General features: G+C 64.5%; 17 protein-coding genes and 1 pseudogene. 5 read left to right on the top strand and 13 right to left on the bottom strand.

All coding sequences use genetic code 11. The annotated features are described in order from the left end of the window. Position 1 precedes the first annotated feature (1 nt). The 4 genes and pseudogenes from ACYOEI_RS02535 to ACYOEI_RS02520 form a co-directional block, all read left to right on the top strand. Positions 2-1,489: an aldehyde dehydrogenase family protein gene (locus ACYOEI_RS02535; RefSeq protein WP_462847695.1), complete on the top strand. Its 1,488-nt coding sequence runs from the start codon at positions 2-4 to the stop codon at positions 1,487-1,489. A 1,560-nt stretch (positions 1,490-3,049) separates the two neighbouring features. Beyond that, positions 3,050-4,036: a DUF1559 family PulG-like putative transporter gene (locus tag ACYOEI_RS02530; protein WP_462847694.1), complete on the top strand. Its 987-nt coding sequence runs from the start codon at positions 3,050-3,052 to the stop codon at positions 4,034-4,036. Between the two features lie 22 nt (positions 4,037-4,058). Then, complete coding sequence (locus ACYOEI_RS02525) at positions 4,059-4,451, top strand: hypothetical protein (protein ID WP_462847693.1); 393 nt, start codon at positions 4,059-4,061, stop codon at positions 4,449-4,451. Between the two features lie 228 nt (positions 4,452-4,679). Beyond that, positions 4,680-5,981, top strand: a pseudogene (locus ACYOEI_RS02520) (carboxymuconolactone decarboxylase family protein); the annotation flags it as partial. A 324-nt stretch (positions 5,982-6,305) separates the two neighbouring features. On the opposite strand, the gene ACYOEI_RS02515 reads toward ACYOEI_RS02520, so the two are convergent. Next, positions 6,306-6,950: an SRPBCC family protein gene (locus ACYOEI_RS02515; RefSeq protein ID WP_462847692.1), complete on the bottom strand. Its 645-nt coding sequence runs from the start codon at positions 6,948-6,950 to the stop codon at positions 6,306-6,308. 302 nt (positions 6,951-7,252) lie between these two features. Between ACYOEI_RS02515 and ACYOEI_RS02510 the strand changes: the two genes are divergently transcribed. After that, a complete protein-coding gene (locus tag ACYOEI_RS02510; RefSeq protein WP_462847691.1) occupies positions 7,253-7,690 on the top strand; it encodes a YciI family protein in 438 nt (145 codons plus the stop codon). 19 nt (positions 7,691-7,709) lie between these two features. Here ACYOEI_RS02510 and ACYOEI_RS02505 read toward each other — a convergent pair whose 3' ends face one another. The 12 genes from ACYOEI_RS02505 to ACYOEI_RS02450 form a co-directional block, all read right to left on the bottom strand. Next, positions 7,710-8,990, bottom strand: a complete 1,281-nt coding sequence (locus ACYOEI_RS02505) for an acyltransferase family protein (protein ID WP_462847690.1) — start codon at positions 8,988-8,990, stop codon at positions 7,710-7,712. A gap of 371 nt (positions 8,991-9,361) precedes the next feature. After that, positions 9,362-9,742, bottom strand: a complete 381-nt coding sequence (locus ACYOEI_RS02500) for a response regulator (RefSeq protein ID WP_462847689.1) — start codon at positions 9,740-9,742, stop codon at positions 9,362-9,364. A 30-nt stretch (positions 9,743-9,772) separates the two neighbouring features. After that, positions 9,773-13,084: an ATP-binding protein gene (locus ACYOEI_RS02495; protein ID WP_462847688.1), complete on the bottom strand. Its 3,312-nt coding sequence runs from the start codon at positions 13,082-13,084 to the stop codon at positions 9,773-9,775. A 16-nt stretch (positions 13,085-13,100) separates the two neighbouring features. Beyond that, positions 13,101-14,624 carry an ATPase domain-containing protein gene (locus ACYOEI_RS02490; RefSeq protein WP_462847687.1) on the bottom strand — a complete coding sequence of 508 codons (1,524 nt, stop codon included), beginning with the start codon at positions 14,622-14,624 and terminating at the stop codon, positions 13,101-13,103. A gap of 353 nt (positions 14,625-14,977) precedes the next feature. Then, positions 14,978-16,354, bottom strand: a complete 1,377-nt coding sequence (locus ACYOEI_RS02485) for a leucine-rich repeat domain-containing protein (RefSeq protein ID WP_462847686.1) — start codon at positions 16,352-16,354, stop codon at positions 14,978-14,980. Positions 16,355-16,532: 178 nt separating this feature from the next. Beyond that, positions 16,533-18,122 carry an alkaline phosphatase D family protein gene (locus ACYOEI_RS02480; protein WP_462847685.1) on the bottom strand — a complete coding sequence of 530 codons (1,590 nt, stop codon included), beginning with the start codon at positions 18,120-18,122 and terminating at the stop codon, positions 16,533-16,535. Positions 18,123-18,261: 139 nt separating this feature from the next. Beyond that, complete coding sequence (locus tag ACYOEI_RS02475) at positions 18,262-19,098, bottom strand: YkgJ family cysteine cluster protein (protein WP_462847684.1); 837 nt, start codon at positions 19,096-19,098, stop codon at positions 18,262-18,264. Between the two features lie 244 nt (positions 19,099-19,342). Next, positions 19,343-19,948, bottom strand: a complete 606-nt coding sequence (locus ACYOEI_RS02470; RefSeq protein ID WP_462847683.1) for an FMN-dependent NADH-azoreductase — start codon at positions 19,946-19,948, stop codon at positions 19,343-19,345. Between the two features lie 135 nt (positions 19,949-20,083). Beyond that, complete coding sequence (locus ACYOEI_RS02465; RefSeq protein WP_462847682.1) at positions 20,084-20,611, bottom strand: MarR family winged helix-turn-helix transcriptional regulator; 528 nt, start codon at positions 20,609-20,611, stop codon at positions 20,084-20,086. A 204-nt stretch (positions 20,612-20,815) separates the two neighbouring features. Further along, positions 20,816-22,081, bottom strand: a complete 1,266-nt coding sequence (locus ACYOEI_RS02460) for an RNA polymerase sigma factor (protein WP_462847681.1) — start codon at positions 22,079-22,081, stop codon at positions 20,816-20,818. Next, complete coding sequence (locus tag ACYOEI_RS02455) at positions 22,081-22,443, bottom strand: YciI family protein (protein ID WP_462847680.1); 363 nt, start codon at positions 22,441-22,443, stop codon at positions 22,081-22,083. The genes ACYOEI_RS02460 and ACYOEI_RS02455 overlap by 1 nt, the downstream gene beginning before the upstream one ends. Before the next feature lie 73 nt (positions 22,444-22,516). Continuing rightward, positions 22,517-23,041: a hypothetical protein gene (locus ACYOEI_RS02450; protein WP_462847679.1), complete on the bottom strand. Its 525-nt coding sequence runs from the start codon at positions 23,039-23,041 to the stop codon at positions 22,517-22,519. Between the last annotated feature and the right edge of the window lie 280 nt (positions 23,042-23,321).

Below are 23,321 nucleotides of genomic sequence, written 5' to 3'. Positions count from 1 at the left end.
TATGAGCACATCACCCGAAGCTTCCCCGGCCGTGCGGTCCTTCCTCGCCAAGCCCGCGAAGATGCTCGTGGGCGGCCGTTGGCGCGAGGCCTCGAGCGGCGAGACCTTGCCCTCCCTCGACCCCGCGACGGGGGAGACGCTCGCGACCTTCCCGGCCGGCGGTCCGGCCGACGCCGACGAGGCCGTCTCCGCCGCGCGCCGGGCGTTCCCCGCCTGGAAGAAGATTACGCCCTACGATCGGGGGCGGCTCTTGCAGAAGGCGGCGTCGCTCATCGAGCGGAACGGGGAGGAACTCGCGCAACTGATCACACTCGAGAACGGCAAGCCGCTCGCCGAGGCCAAGCGCGAGGTCGCGACGGCCGTGAGCTGGACCGAGTATTACGCGGGCTGGACCACCAAGTTGCTCGGCGACACGATCCCCTTGTCCCTCCCGGGCCAGTTCCTGAACTACACCACGCGAGAGCCGCTCGGTGTCGTGGCGGGGATCACGCCGCCGAACTACCCGTTGACGATGCCGCTGTACAAGGCCGCGCCGGCTCTCGCCACGGGCAACACCGTGATCATCAAGCCGTCCGAGGATACCTCGCTCGTCGCGATCAGGCTGGGCGAGCTCTTCTCCGAGGCCGGCCTGCCCGACGGCGTTTTCAACGTGGTCACGGGTCTAGGCGAGGCCGCCGGCGCGACGCTCGCGAACCACGACGACGTAGACAAGATCACCTTCACCGGCAGTACTGAGGTCGGCCGAATCCTCGTCCGTGCCTCGGCGGGGAACTTGAAGAAAGTCTCGCTCGAGCTCGGCGGCAAGTCGCCGAACATCGTCTTCGCCGACGCCGACCTCGAGGCCGCGCTCAAGGGCGTGTTCATGGGGATCTTCTTCTGTCAGGGGGAAATCTGCTCCGCCGGCTCCCGCCTCTTCGTCGAGCGGAGCATCTACAGCGAGTTCGTCGACCGACTCGCGGACATGGCGCGGTCCGTCACGCTCGGGCACGGCCTCGACCCGGCGACGAAGATGGGCCCGCTCGTCTCGTCGGAGCAGCAACGTCGCGTGCTCGACTATGTGAAGATCGGCCGCGACGAGAACGCCATGGCCGTGACCGGCGGCAAGGCCCCGGCCGGTTCGCTCCAATCCGGCTTCTTCGTCGAGCCGACGGTGTTCTCCGGCGTCAACAACCGGATGCGCATCGCCCGCGAGGAGATCTTCGGCCCGGTCGTCTGCGCGATCCCGTTCGACGACCTCCCCGACGCGATCGCCCAGGGCAACGATTCCCCCTTCGGCTTGGCCGCCGGCGTCTGGACCCGAGACATCCGCAAGGCCCACCAGGCCGCCGCCGCGCTCGATGCCGGCACGGTCTGGGTGAACTGCTACAACGCCTTCGACAACGCGTCTCCATGGGGAGGCTTCAAGCAGAGCGGCTGGGGTCGCGAGAAAGGGCCGTACGGGCTCGACCTGTTCACTCAGACCAAATCCGTTATCATCAATTTTTCTTAAAACGAAAATCTATTGACATATCTGTGTAAGGATGTGCCCGTAGGGTCCCAGTCTCCCCGGCGATTTTGCAGGATCGAGAGTTGAGGTGAAAGCCGGCCTAGAGGTGCGTTAACGCTAAAGTTGGGGTCGTAATCACGGCTTCATTGGGTTGAAGATGATCCCCTCTGCCGGGGGGATGTCAGGAGGAGCGGGACAGGAGCGTTCCACCTACCGGGGACATGCCAGGAAGAGCGGGGCAAGAGTGCCCTACCTATCGGAGGAACGCCGGTGCGGAGTTATGCGTCTGTTGACCTCGAAAGCGGTCACGGAATACGCCGAATCAAGGCATGACCGGGCACTTGGCCGCCACGGGGTTCGTCCGCGAACTCATGGGTCCCCAAGCTCCGCCGACGACCGCCGGTGTCTTCGGGTTGGGTTGGCTCGGGTGAGAGGTCCCATCGCAACGGCGACCAAGACACGAAGGGGCCAATTTGGATGCTCGACACCATCGGAGCGATGTCGAATCGATTTCTCGGCGGGTTCTTGCAAACCAAAGGCAACAGATGTATTCTAATCCGTCGAAGGATTTCCGCAACGAAGCGGTCTCTCCTCTTTCAGCGGCCATGAATCTCGGCTGCGTACGATTGATACACCGATGAACCCGTCGATCCGTTGGCCAATGGTCGGGCGCTACGCCTGGACGCTCCTCGCGTTCTGTGCGGCCGGCCTCCTCATGCCAACGGCCTCGTCGGCGGGATGCGTCGGGCACGCGGTCTCGAAGCCGAGTCCGCTCGATGCGGCAACCCTGGTGGGATTGGCGCAGTTCGAAGGTCTCGGGGCGGCCGATCGCTCGGGAAATCCCTCGGATCGACCTTCGCCTTGTGCCGGCCTCTCATGCTCGAGAATGCCAACGATCCCGATGGTCCCAACCTCGACCGCGTCCGATCGCGTCGAACAGTGGGGCTGTCTCCCGTCGAGCTTCCCGACTCCTTCCCAGCCATTTCAAAGCCTTCTCGAAGCTTGTCGCGTGAAACCGATCCACGTCGGCCTGTCTCTCGACCGCCCACCCCGCCCCTCTTAATTCCGCCATCTTGCCGAGGCTTGGATCGGTCGCGATTCGTCGTCGCCCCGCAATCTCTCCCGATTGCGCGACAGCGGCCAGTCGTCCCCGTTCAACAGGCTCGTCACCCTCTCGCCGATCGCGGCCCGTCGTCCGTGCGGCGCAATGGCTGTCCCGAGACCCGGTAGTTTCTCAATAACCGGGTTTCTGACCCAATCGGCGTTCATAAACCTTCCAAGGTTCTCGTCGACTGGTCCCACAGATCGGGACTGGCTCTCCCTCCCGAGTTTGGCCTGTGCCAATGATCCGGGGGGTCGTCGGGTCGAGCTCAGGGCTCGGACCGATGTGATGCTCATGCTCCGACTCCGTCGTTTCATTTGATGATGTAAGTGTCTGAATCCGTGAGCTCTTATCTTTTATCGTTTCGACAATCGTCGGGCGATCGCGGGCTATTGTGCGCGCCGCGTTTTCGCGGCCATTCCGTTCATCCCCTCTTTCGACCCCCCTTCACGGAGATTCTGATGAAAACGCATCGCTCTGCCTTCACCTTGATCGAACTCCTCGTCGTCATCGCGATCATCGCGGTCCTGATCGCCCTGCTGCTCCCGGCCGTGCAGGCGGCCCGCGAGGCGGCCCGCCGGACGCAATGCGTCAACAACCTCAAGCAGATCGGGCTCGCCCTCCACAACTACCACGACTCGATGGACTGCTTCCCGATGAGCATGGGGCTCGACTCCCCGGGCTTCGGCTACCCGTCACCGGTCTCGTACTCGGGTCTGAGCATGCTCCTGCCCTACATGGAGCAGACGTCGCTGTTCAACATGATCAATTACGGGATCATTCGCACCGACCTGGGCAACAACACGGTGATCGCCACGGTGGTGACCGCCTTCCTCTGCCCCAGCGACAAGCAAAACAGTCTGCCGGCGGGGCAGGCCGGGACGAACTATCGGCCGAACTCGGGGAACGGGATCCAGTTCGTCGCCGGGGCGAGCGATCCCTGGGGCTTCAACACCAGCCTGCCCCCGTTCAACGGCCCATTCTTCCCGGTCAGCAAGACGAGGATCGCCGACATCACCGACGGCACCAGCAACACCACGGCCTTCTGCGAGATGGGCAAGGGAGACATGTCGAACGCGATCGCGACCGAGAAGACGGACGCATTCTGGACCCAGACACATCCCACCACCCCGGACGGGGCCATCTCCGACTGCCAGTCGTTCCAGGTGTCGAACCTCTCGTTCCAGGGCCTGTCGACCGGCGGGGTCCCTTGGATCACGGGGAGCACCTCGGCGATGTATAACCACGTCAACGTCCCCAACAAGCGGACGTGCATCTTCCCGCCGGGCCGGATCATGAACTCGGCCAACAGCTACCACCCGAGCGGCGTCAACGCGACGTTCTGCGACGGTTCCGTCCGGTTCCTCAAGGAATCGGTCAACCTGTCGATCTGGCGAGCGATCGGTTCGATGAACGGGTCCGAGGTCGTCAGTGCGGACGCGTATTGATCCCTGGAGAGGAGACGATCCCGTGGAATCGACAGGTCCCCGCAAGAACGTCGGCCGCTACGGCTTGATCCTGCTCGCAACGGTGTTGGCCGGGTGCGGCGACGGCCTGAGGGAGGCGGACCCCAACCTGGCCAAGCAGGCGCTGGTGACGGTCCTGGATGCCTGGCATGCGGGCCGGACGCTCGAGGAAGTGACCAACGACCGACCCGACACGACCGTGTCCGACCCGGCGTGGAAGGCCGGGTACAAACTCTCGAAGTACGAGGTGGCCGAGGCCACGCAGACGGCGGGCTTCGACCGGACGATCCCCGTCGAGCTCTGGCTCCAGGATCCCCGCGGCAAGGCGGTCCGGCAGAAGGTCCGATACACGGTGAGCCTCGAGCCGACGCGGACCGTGCTTCGCTCCCCGCTGTGAAGAATGGCTCGCCGCCTCCACCTTGGGTGTGGGCGGCGAGCTCCTTTCCTTTCCAGGCATTTACACCCGACATCGCCCGTGCCACGGCCTCGACCCGCGTGTCCGGGCCGGCTCGAAACCATCTCTGCGAGGAAATAAATCATGTTTGACATCAAGATGCTGGGGAGCCTTCTCGCGTTGGGAGCGGTGCTCCTGCCCGTGGCGGTGGTCGCGGCAGCTCCCGGCGAAGGGACCAGGCCTGTCCCCATGCTCGACGAGGCCGAATGCTGGAAGCGGATGCCCCCTACGCTTTCCGGCGGCGGCCAGCCCTTGCCGAGCTGGGCGTTGGCCGTCGCGTCGCGGTTGCCTCGCACCGCGGCCACGATGCTCGAGCTCGACCTGGCGCATCGCACCAAGAGTCCTCTCGACCCGGCCTTGCGTGCCAAGATGCGTTGGGTGATCGCCCACGCGAACCGTTGCGCCTACTCCGAAGCGTATGCCCTGGCCGACCTGAAACGCGTCGGCGGCGATGACGCTGCGGCGAAGGCCCTGACCGGCGACCCGGCCGCCTGGCCCTCGGCCGACCGCGAGCCCCTCGAGTTCGCCCGGCTGATGACGGTGGCGGCCCCGACCGTGCCTGATGAGCTGTTCGCGAAGCTCCGCGCAACGTATGGCGACAAGCGGGTGGCCTCGATGGTCCTCCTCTGCGCCTACGGCAACTTCCAGGATCGGGTTGTGCTTGGCCTGAACCTTCCGATCGAGCCGACCGGCCCCTTGCCGCCGCTCGAAGTGAAGTTCGACCCGAAGAGCTTCCAGCCGACGCCGATCCTCCCGGTCCAGGCGGCGCTCCCGAAGCTGCTCACCTCGGGCACGAACGTGGTCGAGCGCGATCCGGAGTGGTCCGAGTTGTCGTTCGACGAGCTCCAGGCCCGGCTCGAGAAACAGCGAGCGCGGATGCCTCGACTGCCGATCCCGGCCTGGGAACAGGTCAAGAAGAACCTCCCCCCTGCCCTGGCCGCTCGCCCGACCCGGATCGTCTGGAACCTCATATGCTCGGGTTACGTCCCCGAACTGGCGGTCCCCTGGAGCGTCGGGACCCGAACGATGTGGGCCGAGGCGAAGCCTGACCGCGTCTTCGAGGAGAGCCTTTTCTGGATCCAGACGCGGAGCATTCGCTGCAACTACTGCATGGGCCACTGCGAAATGCTATTGGAGGTTGCCGGGCTCGACAAGGACGCCGTCGCCGAGCGGACCAGGCGCCTGGCTAGCGACGACTGGTCGGCCTTCCCGCCCGCCGAACAGCACGCCTACGCCTATGCCCGGAAGTTGACCAAGACCCCTTGGGAGCTCACCGCGGCCGACTACAAGATCCTCGAGCAAGACCTCGGCCCCGACAAGGCCATGTCTACCTTCTGGTGGCTCTGCCGAGGACTGTACATGACCCGCGTCTCCGACGGCTTCCAACTCCCCCTGGAACGCGACAACGTCTTCGCTGACTTTTATGGGAAGCCCGCCAAGCCCGCCGCGTCGACTCCGAGCGCTTCGCGCTGAGCGGTTGTCCCTCGAGCTCTTGTTCTCAAAGACCCGCGATCGGGTTGAGTCCAGTCATCAAGGGAAGACAGACCCGAAAAGGCATTTCTATCCGCAGATGGCGCAGATGGGCACAGATGAAATCCCAAAACATTCGATTATAACGATGTCGATCTGAGTCGTCTGCGGATCGTCCCCGACCTCATATTGAGGGTCGGGGGACGAGACCTATGAAAAACGCCGACAATGCCCCAATCGTGTGGAGGCATTGTCGACGTCATGTTGTTTTGGTCGCCTTCGTTCATCAATCGAACCGGAGCACGTTCTCCGGCCGCTGGGCGTCGCTCAGGAAGCGTTCGAGGGGCGTCCGGCCGTGACGGCCTTCGGGGCGTCGTTGGAGGTGGTCCTGGCCTTGGCCTCGACGACCGACTTCATCTGGACGAGGCCTTCCTCGAACGAGCCCCCGACGACCTTGTCCATGTTCATGAACATGCACACGGCCTTGCCGAGGAAGTTGCTCCGGCCCGACATGGTCCAGGTCACCCGGGTCAGGGGGCCTTCTGGCTTGAAGGTGAACACGGTCTGGGCCGTGTCGGCAAACGGCTCGATGAACTCGAGCCGGATCCGGATCAGGTCGTTGGGATGGCTCTCGGTCAGCGTCATCTTCCCCACGCCCACCTTGTCGTTCCCCGCCCAGGCGAAGACGGCCCCCTGGCCTGAGGATGACCCGGAGAAGGTCGACTTCGAGGCCGGGTCGAGCTTCGCCCAGGGCGACCAGGCGTCCCACGCGTGGAAGTCGTTGACCTGTGTGAACACATCCGCGGGCGAGGCCGCGATCGTGGTCGACCGCTCGACCTTATATTGAGAGGGTCGCAAGGCGACCACCACGACGAACACCACCACGACGGCCACTACGCCCAGGACAACTTTCTTCCACACGGGACGTTCCTCCATGAACTTGGTTGGGAAGAGGGAAGGCACGGGACGCATGCTGGGGTTCCCGCTGGGCCCCCCGAAACGGCTGGCTCCTGCCCACTCATTGGGCGATCACCCCCCGGATCCTCCCTGAACAAAAGAACTGATCGGCCGGTTCGAGTCGTTTCTCTACGTCGATTTCGAGAAAGTGAGCGTCTGTCACCCAAGAGCCGACGGTGGGGTATCCAAAGAAAATGCGAAACGGTGTCGATCCGCGGGCCGACCGATCGACCAGTGATTAGAACCGAGGTTTGCGAGCGGGAGCCCGCAGGGGGACGGCCTCGACCCGGAAAGTCCCACAGGGAAGGGAGACGACGATGCGTTTCATGGTGTTCGTGATCCCAGGGAACAAGGACTACGAAGCGGGTGTGCTGCCGGACGAGGCGACGATCGCCACCATGATGAAATTCAACGAGGAGCTGGCGAAGGCTGGCGTCCTTCTCGCGCTCGACGGGCTGCACCCGACGTCGAAGGGGGCGCGGATTACGTTCTCGGGCGGGAAGGGTAAGGTGATCGACGGGCCTTTTACCGAGACGAATGAGGTGATCGGCGGATACTGGCTCTGGCAGGTCGAGTCGAAGGAAGAGGCGATGGAATGGGCCTCGCGCTGCCCGGCCGCCGAGGGCGACACCCTCGAGATCCGCCAGTTGTTCGAAACCTCGGATTTTGGTCCTGAGGTTGTCCAGATGGAAGCCGCCCTGACGGAGGAGATCGGCAGGTATCTGGATGAGAAGAAGGAGCAGCCCGCCTCCTGAGCGAAGCCTGAGTTGTCGCCTACCCCGGCTGCTCGGAGACGACGGGGTAGGAAACCCCTACGAGCCTGGGCTCTTCGGGGAGCCTCTCCTCCACGCTCGCGATGCGGCCGGGATGGCGCCGGCCGTTGAGCCACTCGCCGATGAATGTCGTGCGAACCATGTGGTGATAAGCCACGAGGAGCAAGGACGTCGCCAACACGATCAGCAGCACAACCTTGACCGGCGAGGCGAACGGTAGTGGTGCCAGGATGGCGGCGAGCCAGAACAAGAGCGGGAGGTGTGCCAGGTAGCACCAGTAGGACGCGTCGGTCACGTAACGCATCCAGCCGAACGATCGGTTGAAGTATCGGATGAAGAGCCCCGTGATCCCGAAGACGAACAGCCAGGTGGTCAGAGCCCCCGAGATGACCGTGAGCGCATGGGCAACGGGATCGTAGCCGGGCTTTGCCATCAAATACATGACCATGGCGAAGGTGCTCAGGGGCCATAGGACCATCGCCAGATTGACATACTTCCAGGCGTGCCGGGAGAGTCTGGGCAGAAGGTCGACGTGGGCGTGGAGCATCCAGCCGAAGGAGAAGAAGACGGCGTAGGCCGAGAGGATCGCAAGGGACGGCTTGAACGTCTCGGGTGTGTCCAACAATCCGGTGACCATCAACAGGTATGTCAGCATGGTCGGGATCGCGAAATAGACGGGGCGGATCGGCGATTGCAGGGTATGGCGGAAGCCGGCGTCGAGTCTGGCCCGGGTCGCCGGCCCGAGCCGGCTCCACAGGGCGGAGGCCCCCAGCGCAAGCGGGTAGAGGAAGATCAGGTAATAGAGGAACCAGAGGTGGATCGGGCTGGCCTCGTGATAGAGCCGCCCTCGGAAGAATTCGGTCACGACCTCGCGACGCCCCTGGGAGCCGCCCCCCGCCTGGAAATAGGCGGTCGTCCCCGAGAGGAGCGGGAAGAGGATGACCCAGCCGACAGCGAACGGGACCACGATCCTTTGGAACCGGTTAAACAGGAGGGCCCGAGTGCCCCGTCGTTCCTGCATCATGGCGGCGAAGAAGCCCGCCATCACGAAGAAGACCGGCATCCGGAACGAATGGATGAAAAAGACCACGAGGAGATAGGCGAGATTCGCCGCACTCTCGTCGTAGAAGGGGAGCTTCGACTCTTTGCCGGGCTCTGGCGGCAGGTAGGGGAGCACCGCGTGGATCGCGATCCCCAGGAGCATCATCACCGCACGCAGGCTGTCCAACGAGTGATGACGCACCGGCGGCTGAGTTTGGTCGAGGGCCTCGCTCGTACTCATCGCCCGTTTCTCTCCTCGAGCCCTCGTGAGGCCGGCCTAGAACTCTCGACAGGGCCGAGGCTCGTCGGGGATGGCGCCGTTCCCTCGGGATTCCGGTGCCCGTCGTCTCGACCATATCGAGACGCAAGGACCTGTACCTCGCTCGCGTGTCTGGAGATTCGCAGCACCCGCCTTTTTATTGCGACAGCTCGGAATAACTCGGCGGGGAGTCGGGCCCGTTCCGGACTCAAACGGGCCCGACTACGGGTCTTGGAATGAATTTTACAAGCCCGAAGCGCGAGCGAGTGAATCCCACCGCGGGACATCGCGGAGGATTTACTCGCTCGCGCTTCGGGCTTGTATCAAAGTGAGGCCACTCAACGTTAACCGCTCTATCCCGGGAAGTTCGTCGAGGCGAGGAGATTCAGCAGTGCGTCGTGGTCGAGCGGCTTGACCAGCAGATGGTCGAAGCCGGGGGGGACGCCGCGGTCGCCGTAGCCGGAGATGGCGACGATCAGGGTGTCGGCGGAGGCCTCGTTCTTGCGGAGTTCGGCGGCGACTTCCTGGCCCGACATGCCCGGAAGGGTGAGGTCGAGGAGCACGATCTCGGGCTGGAAGGATGCCGAAACCTCGATGGCCTGGGGGCCGTCGTAGGCGGTCCGGGCGTCGAAGCCCTCGCGCTTGAGCAAGAGCTTCATCATCTTCGCGGTGTCGACGCTGTCGTCGACGATCAGCACCCGCCGGCCCGATCGGGTTGCGTCCGAAGCGTTCATCGGGTGGGCCTCCTCGAGGCTATCCAGGGTTCAGGATGCGCCCGTCCGTCCGGCGAGGCTTGCCACCACCGCCACCAGCTCGGCCGGGTCCACGGGCTTGGCTACATGCGTTTGAAAACCGGCGAGCAGTGCGCGCCTCCGGTCCTCGACCCGGGCGAAGGCGGTGAGCGCGGCGGCGGGGAGGTCCTTGGCGGCGTGGGACTTCCTTACCTGCCTGATGAAATCATAACCGTCGCGATCCGGCATGCCTACGTCGCTAACGATGACGTCGGGGGCGAAGCTCTCGACGAGCGTGAGCGCCTCGTCCACCGATGAGGCGACCCTCACCTGGGCATTGCCACCGAGGAGGACCTTCCGGACGAGCTGGCGTGCGTCCGGCTCGTCGTCGACGACCAGGATCTTGAGACCCTCGAGCGTCCCGCCGTCGCACTCGTCCGCGGCCGGCTCGGCGGGCTTCGGGCGATTGGGACCGGATGCAGGGTGGCTCGGGTGGACGACCGTGATCGGGAGCATGACCGTGAACATGGACCCATGACCGTCGCCGGGGCTCTTGGCCCGGACTGTCCCGCCGTGCATCTCGATCAACTGCTTGACGATGGAGAGCCCGAGCCCGAGGCCGCCGTGTCGTCTCGTTGACGTCGAGTCGGCCTGGCGAAAACGATCGAAGACGTGGGGGAGGAATTCCGGCTTGATCCCCATGCCGGTGTCGACGACGCTGATCTCGATGTGCGAGTTGACCCGCTCGAGGAGGATCTGGACCTTGCCCCCCTTGGGGGTGAATTTGACGGCGTTCGAGAGAAGATTCCAGATGACTTGCTGCAATCGCGCCGGGTCTCCGGAGACGGGGGAGGCGAGCGAGTCGAGGAGTTTGTGGATCCGGATTTCCTTCGCCGTCGCGGCCGGGGTGACGGCGGCGATCGCCGCGTCGATGATGTCGGGAATGTTGACCGACTGGACCTCGAGGCGGAAGTTCCCCGAGACGATCCGGGAGATGTCGAGCAGGTCTTCGATGATCTGAGCCTGAGCGGTCGAGTTCCGCTCGATCGCCGCGAGGCCCTCCTCGAGGTCTTCCTGGTCGACGGCGCCCGAGCGGAGGATCTTGGCCCATCCCAGGATCGCGTTCAGGGGAGTTCGGAGCTCGTGGCTCAGGGTCGCGAGGAACTCGTCCTTCATCCGGTTCGCGGCCTCGGCCTCGGCCCGGGCCGTCTGGGACGCCTGGAGGAGTTGCTCACGCTCCTCCTCGGCCCGTTTGCGCTCGATGGCGATCGCGGCGGTGCGGCCGACGACGTCGATCATCCTCAGGTCCTGAGGTCCGATCTCGCGCGACTCTTCGTGGTACATGGCAACCGTTCCCAGGACCTCTCCGTCGCTCGACTGGATCGGCTGCGACCAGCAGGATCGCAGCCCATGCGCGAGGGCGAGGGCCGCGTAGTCGGCCCAGAGCGGGTCGCCGGCAATGTCGGTAGTCGAGACCGGGGCCCGGCGATAGGCGGCCGTCCCGCACGCGCCCGCCGAGGGGCCGATCGTCATCCCGTCGATCGCCCGGCGATACTGGGCCGGCAGGCTCGGGGCTGCGCCGTGCCTGAGGTGGAGCCCGTCGCGGTCGAGCAGGAGCACCGAGGTCCGCCAGTGCTCTTCCATCCGGTCCTCGGCCATCCGGCAGAGGGCATCCAGGACCTCGGGGAGCCCCGCCCCTTGCGCCATGAGTTCCAGGACTCGCTTTTGCTGCTCGAGGAGCGTCTCCTCCTGCTTCCGATCGGTGACATCCCGCGTCGAGCCGGCCACCGCCTCGACCTCGCCACCGATCCCGAGAACGGGAGTGAAGATATATTCGTAGATGCGTGTGCCGTACGTCCCCGTGAAGGGCACTTCGCCTTTGATTGGTCGGCGGGATTCGACGACCTGGCGGATCTCTCGCTCGTGCATCGTGGCGTGCCACGGGGGATATCCCAGCTCGAGGCAATTCTTGCCGATCGAGTCGTCCCAGGTGCGGCCCCACATCCGGAGGAGGGCCTCGTTGGCGTATGAGAACCGCCCGTCGAGGTCGAAGACGTAGATCAGGTCCGGGGTGCTCGAGAGCGCGGCCTCGAAGACTCGGCGCTGGCGGTCGGACTCGGCGGTCACCCGGGCGCGATCCTCGTAGGCATTCTTCAGCTCGGTGATGTCGACCATCGCTCCGGAAAGGCTGATCGGGAGGCCCGTCGCGTCAGAGTCGACTTTCCCTCGGGCGACGACCCAGCGGTTCGAGCCGTCCGGAGTGACGAGGCGATACTCGAGGTCGAACGGCTTGCCCGTGGAGATCGACCGGTCGATGGCGCGAGCGACCTTGTCGCGATCGTCCGAATGGATCGCCTTGAGGTAGTTTGCGAGCGGGCCGCCGGCCGCGTCCTCGGGGGAGACCGAGAACTGTCTCGCCAGGCCAACGTCGGCGACGACCCGGTCGTCCTGGATGTCCCAGGTCCAGGTGGCGATCTCCCCGGCCGCGAGGGCCGACTCGAGCCGACCCCGCGCGTCGCGGAGGTCCTCCTCGATGCGTTTCGATTCGGTGATGTCGAGGTTCACCCCGACCATGCGGTTCGGCGGCCCTTCGCCGTCCTCGTGGACGACGCGGCCGCGGAGCATGACCCAGTGGGTCGAGCCGTCGGGCCAGACCGTCCGGTATTCGAGGTCGAGCTCGGGGTCGGGATCGTTCCCGGGTCCCCGTTCCAGGGCCTCGGCGATCCGGGGGCGGTCGGCGGAGTGGGCCACCCTGAGCAATTCCCTTCGCGAGAGTTCGCCGTCGGTCGAGAAGGCGAAATTCCGCCGGGAGACGGGCGAACACTGCATCACGCCCGAAGTGAGGTCGAGCTGCCAGGCCCCGAGGTTCCCGGCCTCGAGCGCGAACGAGAGTCGCTCCTCGCTGGCCCGGAGGGCATTGGCTTGCCGCTCGCGTTCCTCCAGGTGGTCTCGCATGGCGTACTGCCGTCGGCGATCGCGGAGGGCGGCGCGGATGGTGCTTGCGAGGGCCGCAACCTCGACCGGTCTGCGGACGAGGGTGGTATGTCCGATGGCCTCGAGATCGGGCACCGACCCGGTCGACCAATCGCGACGCGCCGTGAGGACGATGAGCGGGAAATCGGACCAGGCGGGCTGCTCCCTCAGGATTCCCGCGAGCGTCGCGCCTCGCGAGTTCAGGATCGCCTCCTCGGGGACGACCGCGGCGCCTGCGCCCTCGGCAATCCTGAGACAGAGTGCGTCAAGATCCTCGCAGTTCACCGAAGAAATCCCGTAGGCGGCGAAGATCTTGGCCGCCGCCCCGGCATCTTTTGCGGTCGGTGCGAGCAGCAGGACCCGCATCTCCATTTCCGGTGTCGGCTCGTTACTCGGCATCGGTCCTGCCCATCAGTGGCCGTGCCGGCCCGAAATAGGTCGGCGTCCCCGCCAGGACGCCCTGGAACTCGCGCAGCGGGGGCCCGACGTTCAGGCCCTGGTGGTCGAGCTTGAGCTCGCGGATCGTTCGCTCGTGCGGCCCGCTTCGCTTCTTGATCACCGAGAGGGCTTGCCTCACCTCTCCCATCGCCTCGAAGTACCGGAACAACACGACCGTGTCGGCGAGATATGTCGTGTCGATCGGCGTATCCATCCGCGACCCGACCACCCCGTGCTGGGCGACGACCAAGAAAGTCACGACGCCCAAGTGCCCGAGATACGTCAGGACCTCGTGGAGCTGGGAGAGGAGCACGCGCTCTTCCGGCATGGAATTCAGATAACCGTTAAGGCTGTCGATCACGATAATCCGGGCCCTCGGGCTGCCGTCGGTCCCCTCGGCCGCTGCGCGAAGGTAATGAGCCAGTTGCCCGGGAGAGAGTTCCGCCGTGTTGACCGGATGGACGGTGACCCTGCCGGAATCGAGCTCCGTCGAGAGGTCCATACCCAGCCCCGAAGCCCGCTCGCGGATCGTTTCCAGTCGCTCGTCGAACGCGAAGATCGCCGCACGCTCGCCCCTCTGGGCCGCCGTGATTGCGTATTGGAGGGTCAATGTCGACTTCCCGCTCCCGGCCGGGCCCATGAGCACGGTGCTCGTCCCGTACGGAAGACCGTCACCGAAGAGCGCATCGAGCTGCACATTGCCGCTCTTGAGCAATCCCCTCGTCAAGGGTCGGAGATGTTCGGCCGCGACCAGTCTCGGGAAGACCTGGAGACCACCCCGTTCGATCACGAAGTCGTGGTACCCACCCCGATACTTCTGACCTCGGAGCTTGGCGATCCTCAGCCTCCGCCGTTCGGCCCCGTATTCGGGGAGGAGTTGCTCCAGGTCGATCACCCCTTGGACGATGCTCTGAAGTTGGGGGTCATCCGACTCGGAGGTCAGGTCGTCGAGCAGGAGGACCGTGCATTCCCGGCCGGTGAAAAACTGCTTGAGGGCCAGGATCTGCCGACGGTACCGCAGCGGCCTCATGGCCAGGAGCCGCATCTCCGAGAGCGAGTCGATGACCACCCGGCGAGGCTTGACTCGCTCCACTTCCGAAATGATGGCCTTGGTCGTGACGTTGAGCTCGACCTCGGACGCCTCGAACATCGCATACTGATTGTCGCCGTCCAACTCCGCTTCGGTCGCGACGAGATCGAGGAGGTTGATCCCTTCGAGCGACCAACCATGCGACTTCGCGGCCGAGGTGAGCTCGGCACTTGTTTCCGAGAGCGTGACGTAAATCCCCTGCTCGCCGGTTCGCACGCCCTCGAGCAGGAATTGGATCGCGAGCGTCGTCTTGCCGGCGCCCGGTGAACCCTCGATGAGATAGACACTGTTTGGGTTGAGGCCACCCGCAAGGATGTCGTCGAGTCCCCGAATCCCGGTTGCCACCTGACCTTGAGGCTGCGTCGTCTTCGGACCCACGCTCATGAATCCCTCAACAGCGGCCGAAAATCGGCCTGGTCGATTTCGTATTCGTACGCACGAGGGTTCCCATGTCGACCGGGACGAACCCGGCGACCATCGCCCGATGTCGGCGTGTCGCCACCTTCCTCGGAGTCACCGTGCGGGGAGTCGAAAGCCTCCCCAGGTCACGGCGCGAGCGAAGCCCGACGCCGAGCGACAGGCCTTCGCACCGACTCCGCGACCAGGGACTCGGCCCCCGACGACCAAGTCGGTATGCCGCCTGCCGCCCGATAGCAAAGGCCGTCGGACTGCGAGCTTACGAGGACGTTGTCTTGCAATTCCGGCGCCAGAGCGCTTTCGCTTCGGCCTGGACTCGATCAGGACTTCGGGGGAGAGGGCGAGACCGCCGGGGTTTTCTTCATGAATTTCTTCGCGGCGATCGGGTTTCCAGCCTGGATCCGAGTCGTCGGCGGGAGGAACCCCTTGAGGTCGGCTACGGCTTCGGGGCTGGCCTGGATGCCGTTCAGCGTGAGGAGCTTGAGGAATCGCAGTTTAGCGAGTCGGAATAGGCCCACATCGGTGATGGCTGTCCCATCCAGATAGAGATGCTCCAGACTTGTGAGGTTCATCACGCTGGATAGTCCGGCATCCGTCACCTCGGTACCGTTCAGATTCAGCCAACGGAGAGTCGGGATTTCGCCAAGCATTGCGACACCCTCGTCGGTGATCGCCGTGTCACTGACTTGCAACCACCGGAGCTTCTTCAGGGCCTTGAGTCGGGCGATGCCGTCATCTGTCAGGGCACTCCCCCGGAGGTTCAAGACTTCGAGCCCGGGAATCGTCGAGAGCGATGCCACTCCCACGTCGGTGAGTTTCGCCCCCTGCCCCTCCGCCTGGACGCCGTCGAGCCTGGGAAGCCCTTTCAACTCGGCCAGGCCGACGTCGGTCACACCGGTCTCGCCGACCATCAGGTTCGTCAGGCCGGGTGCATTCTTGGACAGGATTTTCATCCCAAGATCCGTGACACCCGAGTTTCCGTTGAGGTCGAGAATCTCGAGCTTCGGGAGCGAGGCCAGGTGCGAAAGCCCCTCGTCCGTGACGAAGGCGTGGTCGACCCACAGGCACTCGAGTTCACGCAAGCCCGAGAGGTGAGCGAGGCCGGCGTCGGTGACGTTCGTAGTCTCGAGCCGGATCTCTCGCAAGGACGTCAGGTGTGCCAACTCGCGGACGACCTCGTCGGTCACCCCAGGTCCATTCAGGAAGATCTCGCGCAGGGCCGGCAACGAGCGCAGGCGGATTGGGGAGTTCGTGGCCGGGCCGTTCATCGTCACCCTGAGTTGCGAGAGGCGATCCAGCCCCGAAAGGGTCGTCCCCGGGGGCGGGTCGACGGCCACCAGGCTTTCCAACCGGTGGAATCGGCCGATCGCCTGCCACGCCCTTCGGGCCGCATCAAGATCGCTTCGGGTGCCCTCCAATCTCACGACCCGCGTTACGTCGTGAAAGAACTCGGTCCCGACGTAACGGGCCAGCCACTTAGGGACCCACGACGTCCCCGATGGGATGAACACTCCCGCTCGATACCGAAAATCGAAGTAGGGCGTCCCCTTCGCGGCGGTGATGGCTTCCACGTCCCGCCGCCGACTGTGCGCTCGTTCCGCAACCCAGCCCATCCCGCCGCCGACGATCAGCACCAGGACCATCAAGCCCCGCAAGCTCAAGGTGCGTGCCTTCCGGACAGCCGCCCTTCGGAACATGGCCACTCCCCCTCGCGAGCTCCGGCGATCACGATCGGGAGCCAGTCTAGCGGTTCGGGATTACAATTGTAAGAGAAGGATGGGATCGATCCGCGTATTGACGCCGATGAAATTGAAGATTTTCTTTCTTTTTATCTGCGTCAATCTGTGCCATCTGCGGATCGATCGAGTTTGGTGGCTAGGACTTCTGGGCACCGGGCTTGCCGGTTTCGACGACGAACGAGCCTTTGGTCACGGCGGGGGCGCCGGGGGTCGTGACGTTCTCGACGACCACGTAGTCACTCTTCCAGGATTCGGGGGTGACGGTGCAGCGTACGTAGCCGCGCTGGGCGTTGTGGAAGCGGACGAACGGGTTCTCGGCGAGGAGTGCGGGCAGGTATTTCGGCTCGGCGTTCCCGTCGCCCCCGCTCGAGATCGACGTGCCGACGAACTCGGTGGCCACGATGGGGGTGTCGGCCTTGCGGTCGTCGACGCGGAGGTCGTTGACCCAGTTGGTGTGGATGTCGCCCGTGAGCACGACGGGGTTTGGGATCCGCCGCTCGGCCAGGAACCGGACGAGCTCCATCCTTTCGTGGGCGTAGCCCGGCCACTGGTCCATCGAGTAACGATGGGTTTCGCCCGCGCCACGGTCGACCATCCCCATCATCACCTGCTGGGCGAGGACGTTCCACGTCCCCTCCGACTCGAGCAGCGCGGCCTTGAGCCACCCTTCTTGCTCGGCGCCGAGCATGGTGCTCTTGGGGTCGAGGGCGGCCTCGTTCAGCTCCGAGGCCTTATCGCCGTTCGGCTGATCGGACCGGAACTGCCGAGTGTCGAGCACGAGCAGCTCGGCCAGGCGGCCGTAGGAGAGCTTGCGGTAGAGCCGCATGTGCGGCCCCCTGGGCAGCGAGCGTCGGCGGAGGGGCATGACCTCGTAGTAGGCCTGGTAGGCGTTCGCGCGACGGGCGAGCAACTCGGCGGGGCCGACCCCTTTATGCTCGGAGATCTCGCCGGCGTAGTTGTTGTCGACCTCGTGGTCGTCCCACGTGACGACCCAGGGGCAACGGGCGTGCGCCCCCTGGAGCAGCGGGTCGGAACGGTATTGCGCGTACCGGATCCGATAGTCGTCGAGGCTGGTGATTTCCTTACCGACGTGCTTGCGGACGCGCCCCTCCAGGCCACCATCCTCGTAGATGTAATCGCCCAGGTGGAACACCAGGTCGAGCTCGTCCTTCGCCATGTGCTCATAAGCGGTGTACAGGCCGGTCTCGTAGTGCTGGCACGAGGCGAACGCGAAACGAAGCCGGTCGGGGAGGCTCGAAGCCGAGGGGAACGTCCGGGCCCGGCCGATCCGGCTCTCGGCGTCGCCGGCGCGGAACCGGTACCAGTACCAGCGATCGGGCTCGAGTCCCTCGACCTCGACGTGGACCGAGTGCCCGAGCTGCGGGGTCGCGAGGGCAGCCCCACGCTTGACCACGCCCTTCATCGCCTCATCCCCGGCGATCTCCCACTGGACCTCGATCGGCTCCGCGACGACGCCCCCTCCCGGCTCGAGCGGCTTAGGGGCGAGGCGGGTCCAGAGCACGAAGCCCGAGCCGTCCGGGTCGCCCGAGGCAACGCCCAGGGTGAACGGGTCGGACGCAAACGAGACCCGACGCAGGGCCGCGCCCTCGGTCCTTCCCGCGAGCATCGGCAGCGACGAAAGGGTTGCTCCATAGGCGAGGAAGAGCCGCCGACTGATCCCGCCCTCGCTGCGGACGGCCTCGTGAAGCCTGGAGAGGTTCAACATGGAGATCTACTCGCGTGTTTGAAGATCGTCGACTTTCGTTCGACCGCCGCGCGAGCTTAAGGGATACGGAGTCGCACTTCAAGCGCACACGTCGCGCCCTTCACGCAAGTCGCACAAACCTTCTGTCCTGTCAACGAATCTATAGGGATCTTTGGGTCGCACCCGATTCGTCATCGACGGCTTCAGACGAGGGCGACTTCGGGATCTCCCGGCCGGTCAGGCGCTCGAAGAACTCGCGGAGCCAGTCGGGGCCGGGACGTGGGGGGAGGTCGTCGGGGTGGTGTTCGGCCCAGTCGAGCGCGACGATGAGCGGGACCCAGCGGATGAACCGTTTCGTCGGATCCTCGCCGATCCTCGAGAGGGCCCGAGACGCCTTGGCGGCGAGCGGGACGCAGTGGACGGACTCCGGATTCGGGTTCGAGCAGTTCGCGACGGGCGAAGTCACGAGGTATTCGCGGCAGGCGATCGGCCGTTCCTCGTAGATCGAGCACGACTCGTCCTCCAGGAACGGACACGCGATCCCCTGGGCGAAATACTCGAGCGCGAACGGCCGGAGTTCCTCGTCCGAGAACGCCTCGGGGTTCAAAAGCTTCACGAGGAGGCCGCTCGAGTCGAGGCGACGACGGGCCTCCGCGAAACGTTCCTGGATCTGAGAGCGTCGGGGTTCGGGGAATTCCTCGACCATATCGCGGATCATCCGCGCCTCGACCTCGCTGATCGGCACAAGCTGTCGGCAGCAGGCCCCGCACCTGCTCCGGCAGGAGACCGTCAACCCTTCGGCTTTGACCCGCTCGACCGACTGGTCGATGATCGCCTCGGCGAGCGACCGGAAGGTCGGCATGAGCAGTTGCAACGGAAATGCACTCGTCGGGACCGTGATCTCGGCCGACATCGGAGTGCCCGCCAGGTTCAGGGTCACGTTCGCCGTGACGGTCTCCGCCCGCGATTCGGGCGTCGGTCCGGTTTCGGGAGCCATGGGATCCTCCGGCCGAAGCCCTCGTGCGTCGGGGTCTTACGCCAGGATTCCCATTCTCACAAGTAGGGGGCGTCGGTTGTTGAGAAAAATCCGGGAACTGTTGTCGAGGGTATGAAGAGCTCTTCACCACAAAGGTACAACGAAGAGAATGCTGAGAAGGGGAAAGACCTTTCGGACCTTTTGCCGGGCCTCTTTGTGCCTTTGTGGTGGGTCCTCGACAAGATCTCGCGGAGTGCGCGGGTTTTCAGGCCAACGCGGCAATCGCCGAATGGGCGGCTTCGAGCGACGCGGCCCTGTTGTCGCCCATGGCCAGGCCCTCGGCCCGCACGACTGAGACGTCGGTGATGCCGAGGAAGCCGAACAGGCTCTTGAGATAAGTCTCCTGGTGGTCGAACAACGCCATCGGAGAATTGTCGACGTATCGACCGCCTCGCGTGGAGACAATGATCAATTTCTTGCCCCCCGCCAGCCCTTCGGCGCCCTGCGGTCCGTAACGAAAGGTGCGACCGGCGACGGTGATGCGGTCGATCCACGACTTGAGCTGGCTCGGGATCGCGAAGTTGTACATCGGCGCACCGACGACGACGATGTCCGACGCGAGGAACTCTTCCAGCGCCGCCAGCCCGGACGCGACGTCACGCTTCAAGTCGTCCGGCAACTCCAGGCCACTCCCCTGCGCCGCCCCGAGGTGGGCGCCCGAGATGTGACCGAACGGTTCGCTGGCCACGTCTCGATAGACGACCGTCAACCCGGGAACGAGTCGACGTTCCGCCTCGACGACATCGGCCGTGAGCTGCCGGCTGGCGGAGTTGGCGCCGAGGATGCTCGAATCGACGTGGAGAAGTTGCATAGGGCCTCCTAGAAAGGTTCGATTTGTGACGGTCAAAAATTGAACTAATCGGGCCAAAAATTAGGACGGAAGGCGATCCGCTGATGGCGCAGATAAACGCAGAGAAAATCTGAAATTTTTACGATTTTATCTGGGTCAAACTGCGTCATCCGCGGATAGATCCGCCCTTCCTTGCGAGTCGTCATCCTCGTTGAACGTGTCGTCGATGCGGCAGAGCAATTCGTGCAGGGTCTTCTGCTCGGCCGGTGTGAGGGCTTTGAGCATGCGGCCCGTCATGGCGATGCGTTCGGGGAGGATCTCGGAAAGCTTCGCCCTGCCCGCCGACGTCAGATAGAGCCGATGGAAACGCTGGTCATCCGGGTCCGACCGCCGTTCGATCAGGGCGGCCGACTCCATCTTCTGCATGATCACGCAGATGTTGCCCTTCGTCACCAACAACCGCTCGGCCAGGTCCTGCTGGCTGACGCCCTCGCTCTGGTTGAGGCACAGCAGCACCTCGAGATGCGAGAGCGTCAATCCATGACGCTTGGCCATCTCGGAGGCTCGGCCCGTCATCCGACCGAAGATCCGCATCAGGGTCATCAGCGCGGCGTGTCCCCGTTGCTCCGGCGGCACGCCGTGCCCGCTGAGGATCCGCAGTTTGGTCTTGCGCCCGGGTTCCATTGGTTCGATTTTAAACTGTTGGCGGGCCTCGTCAAGGGTTCATGATGGAAACACAACGATCCGAGCCGGCGCCCGCGTCTCTTTGATACAAGCCCGAAGCGCAAGCGAGTGAAACTTCTTTGATTTATCGAATGAGAATTCACTCGCTCGCGCTTCGGGCAAGCAAGCGGTCGCTCCAAAGCTCTTTCCGGCCGAGTGTTGCCCTCACCCGCGAAGCCCTTCGAGCCGCTTCGAGAGGAACCGACGTTCGGGCTCGGTGCAGGGACAGTCGAGCGCCTCGCGGTAGCAGGAGGCGGCGAAGTCGTCGCGACCGAGGCGACGGAAGAGGTCGGCGCGGACGGCGGGGAAGAGGTAGTAGTTCTTCATCGAAGGGTCGTCGACGAGCGGGTCGAGGGAGCGGAGCGCGGCCTCGGGGCCTTCGACCATAGACAGGGCGATGGCGCGGTTCAAATTCACGATCGGCGAGGGCGACGTCTTCAAGAGCTCGTCATACAGGCCGAGGAGGTAGGGCCAGTCCGTCTCCGCGAATGACGGGCTCGTGGCGTGGACGGCGGCGATGCCGGCCTGGAGGTGGTAGTCGCTGACCTCATCCCCCTGCGAGGAGTGCTCGAGTTGCCCGAGGCCCTGGGCGAGGAGAATTCGGTCCCACGCACCTCGGTCCTGTTCCTCGAGTAGAAGGAGATTGCCGTCGCCGTCGACGCGGGTCGAGAAGCGGGCGGCCTGGAAGAAGAAGAGCGCGAGCAGGGCGTGGACCTTCGGGAGCGCCGTCGAGGGGCGATTGGCCAGGAGCTGGGCCAGGCGCATCGCCTCGCCGCAGAGGTCCTCGCGGACGAGGTCTTCGCCCGCATGGGCTCCGTAACCCTCGTTGAAGAGGAGGTAGAGGACCTGGAGCACCGAGTCGAGCCGCCCAGGGAGCTCCGATGGGGGAGGCAGGACCAGGGTGATTCCGAGGTCCCGAATCCGCCGCTTGGCCCGGACGAGACGCTGGGCGATCGTCGACTCCTCCGCGAGGAAGGCGCGGGCGATCTCGGCCACGCTGAAGCCGCTCACGGCCTTCAGCGTCAACGCGACGCGGGCTTCCGGCGTCAGGTCCGGGCTGCAACACGCGAAGATCATCGCGAGCTGCTCGTCACCGAAGTCGTCGTCGGGGGCTTCGAGTTCCCCGGAGCTGGCCTGGAGCTCCTGGAACCGCTCCTCGAGGGCTCTTTCTTTCTTCTTCAGCGAAGCTTTTCGGCGCAGGACGTCGAGCGCCTTGTTGCGGGCCACGCGGAGCAGCCAGCGCCGGGGATCCTCGGGGACCCCGCAGAACGGCCACTGCCGCAAGGCCTGGAGCAAGGCCTCCTGGACCACCTCTTCGGCCAAGTCCAGGTGCTCGAAGCCGAGGATGTGCGTCAGGACGGCGAGCATCCGCCCCGCCTGGTGGCGGAACAGATGCTCGACCAACTCGTCGACCCGAGGTTCCCGGACCATTACTCCGCCCCGCATCCCATCGGGTCGGTCTGCCGGAGCTCGATGCGGCCGAAATGCAGGTGCGGGCAGTCTTGAATCAGTGCAATTGCCTCGTCGTAGTCGGCCGCGCGGAGCATGTAGTAGCCCGCGACGACCTCCTTGGCCTCGCTATACGGGCCCGCCACGACATTCACCTGTCCCTTCTGCATCGTGAGGACCTTGCCCCCTTCATCCATCAGCTTATCGCTCACGACCAATCGGTCGGCGGCCTGGATCTTCTCCCGCCACGCCTGGTACTTTTCGAAGACCCGCTGCATCTCCTCGGGCGAGAGGCCCTCGAACGTGGCCGGGTTCGAGTGGAGGATGAGCATGAATTTCGCCATCGATCGCCTCCTTGATCTTGCGACGGTTGAGTTCAGTTCACGGCCCGGAGTTCGCCGACGAGACGCCCGGTCATCAGGGCTTCCTCACGAGGTCGAGCTTGACGGTATGGCACGCGTTGCCGTCTTTGCAAGCCACCCATTCCGCCTGGAAGCGGTCCTTGCCGACCAGATGGAACGTCGCCTGGTTCATGTGATTGTCGTTCTCCGACTTGAGGTTGCCGCAACTGGTGAGCTTGAATGCGATCGTCTTCGAGTCCGTGGCCGGCTCGGCCTTCATCCTCGGCTGGTTGCCCAGCACGCAGAAGTGCGTCAGGACGAGGTCGGAGCCGTCCAGGTGATACATGGTGACCATCTCGTGATCCGACCCGGGGGCGATCGTCTCTTCCACCGCCGTTCCGGCCGCAGTCACCCGGAAACGAGAGACGAGCTTGTCCGTCGGCTTCCCGTCCTTGTCCGCCTCGACCCAGTCGCCCGCCAGCCCCTTGAGGGCCTCGAACCGGGCCTGATTATCCGACAACGTGGCCTCGCCCGCATGAGCACCCGACGCGAGGACGACGAGCGCAGCCAGGGTCGCCAGGGAAATCGTTCGAAAGATCATCGCAGGACTCCTTGTCCGTAAAATCTTGAGAACACGGGCCGAATCGGCACTCTTATGCCGTCGGCTCTTGTAAGACGAACGGCGAGCCAGCGAATCGACACCTCCTCCAAAAAAATCGAACGTGCCCTCTACCTCCAAGACACAAGGCCACAACGAGAGACTCTCTTCAGGAAAACCTTGTGTCTTTATGATGATTCTTCCAGCCACGACCTTGCCTTGACGCTTGCGCTTTTCTCGCCGGGGGGGATGTGCGTATGATCATGGCGACGGGAGTCGAGAC

Source organism: Singulisphaera rosea (genome assembly GCF_054877945.1).
The sequence above is the reverse complement of the archived record's forward strand: the minus strand, read 5'-3'. Positions and strand labels throughout refer to the sequence as shown.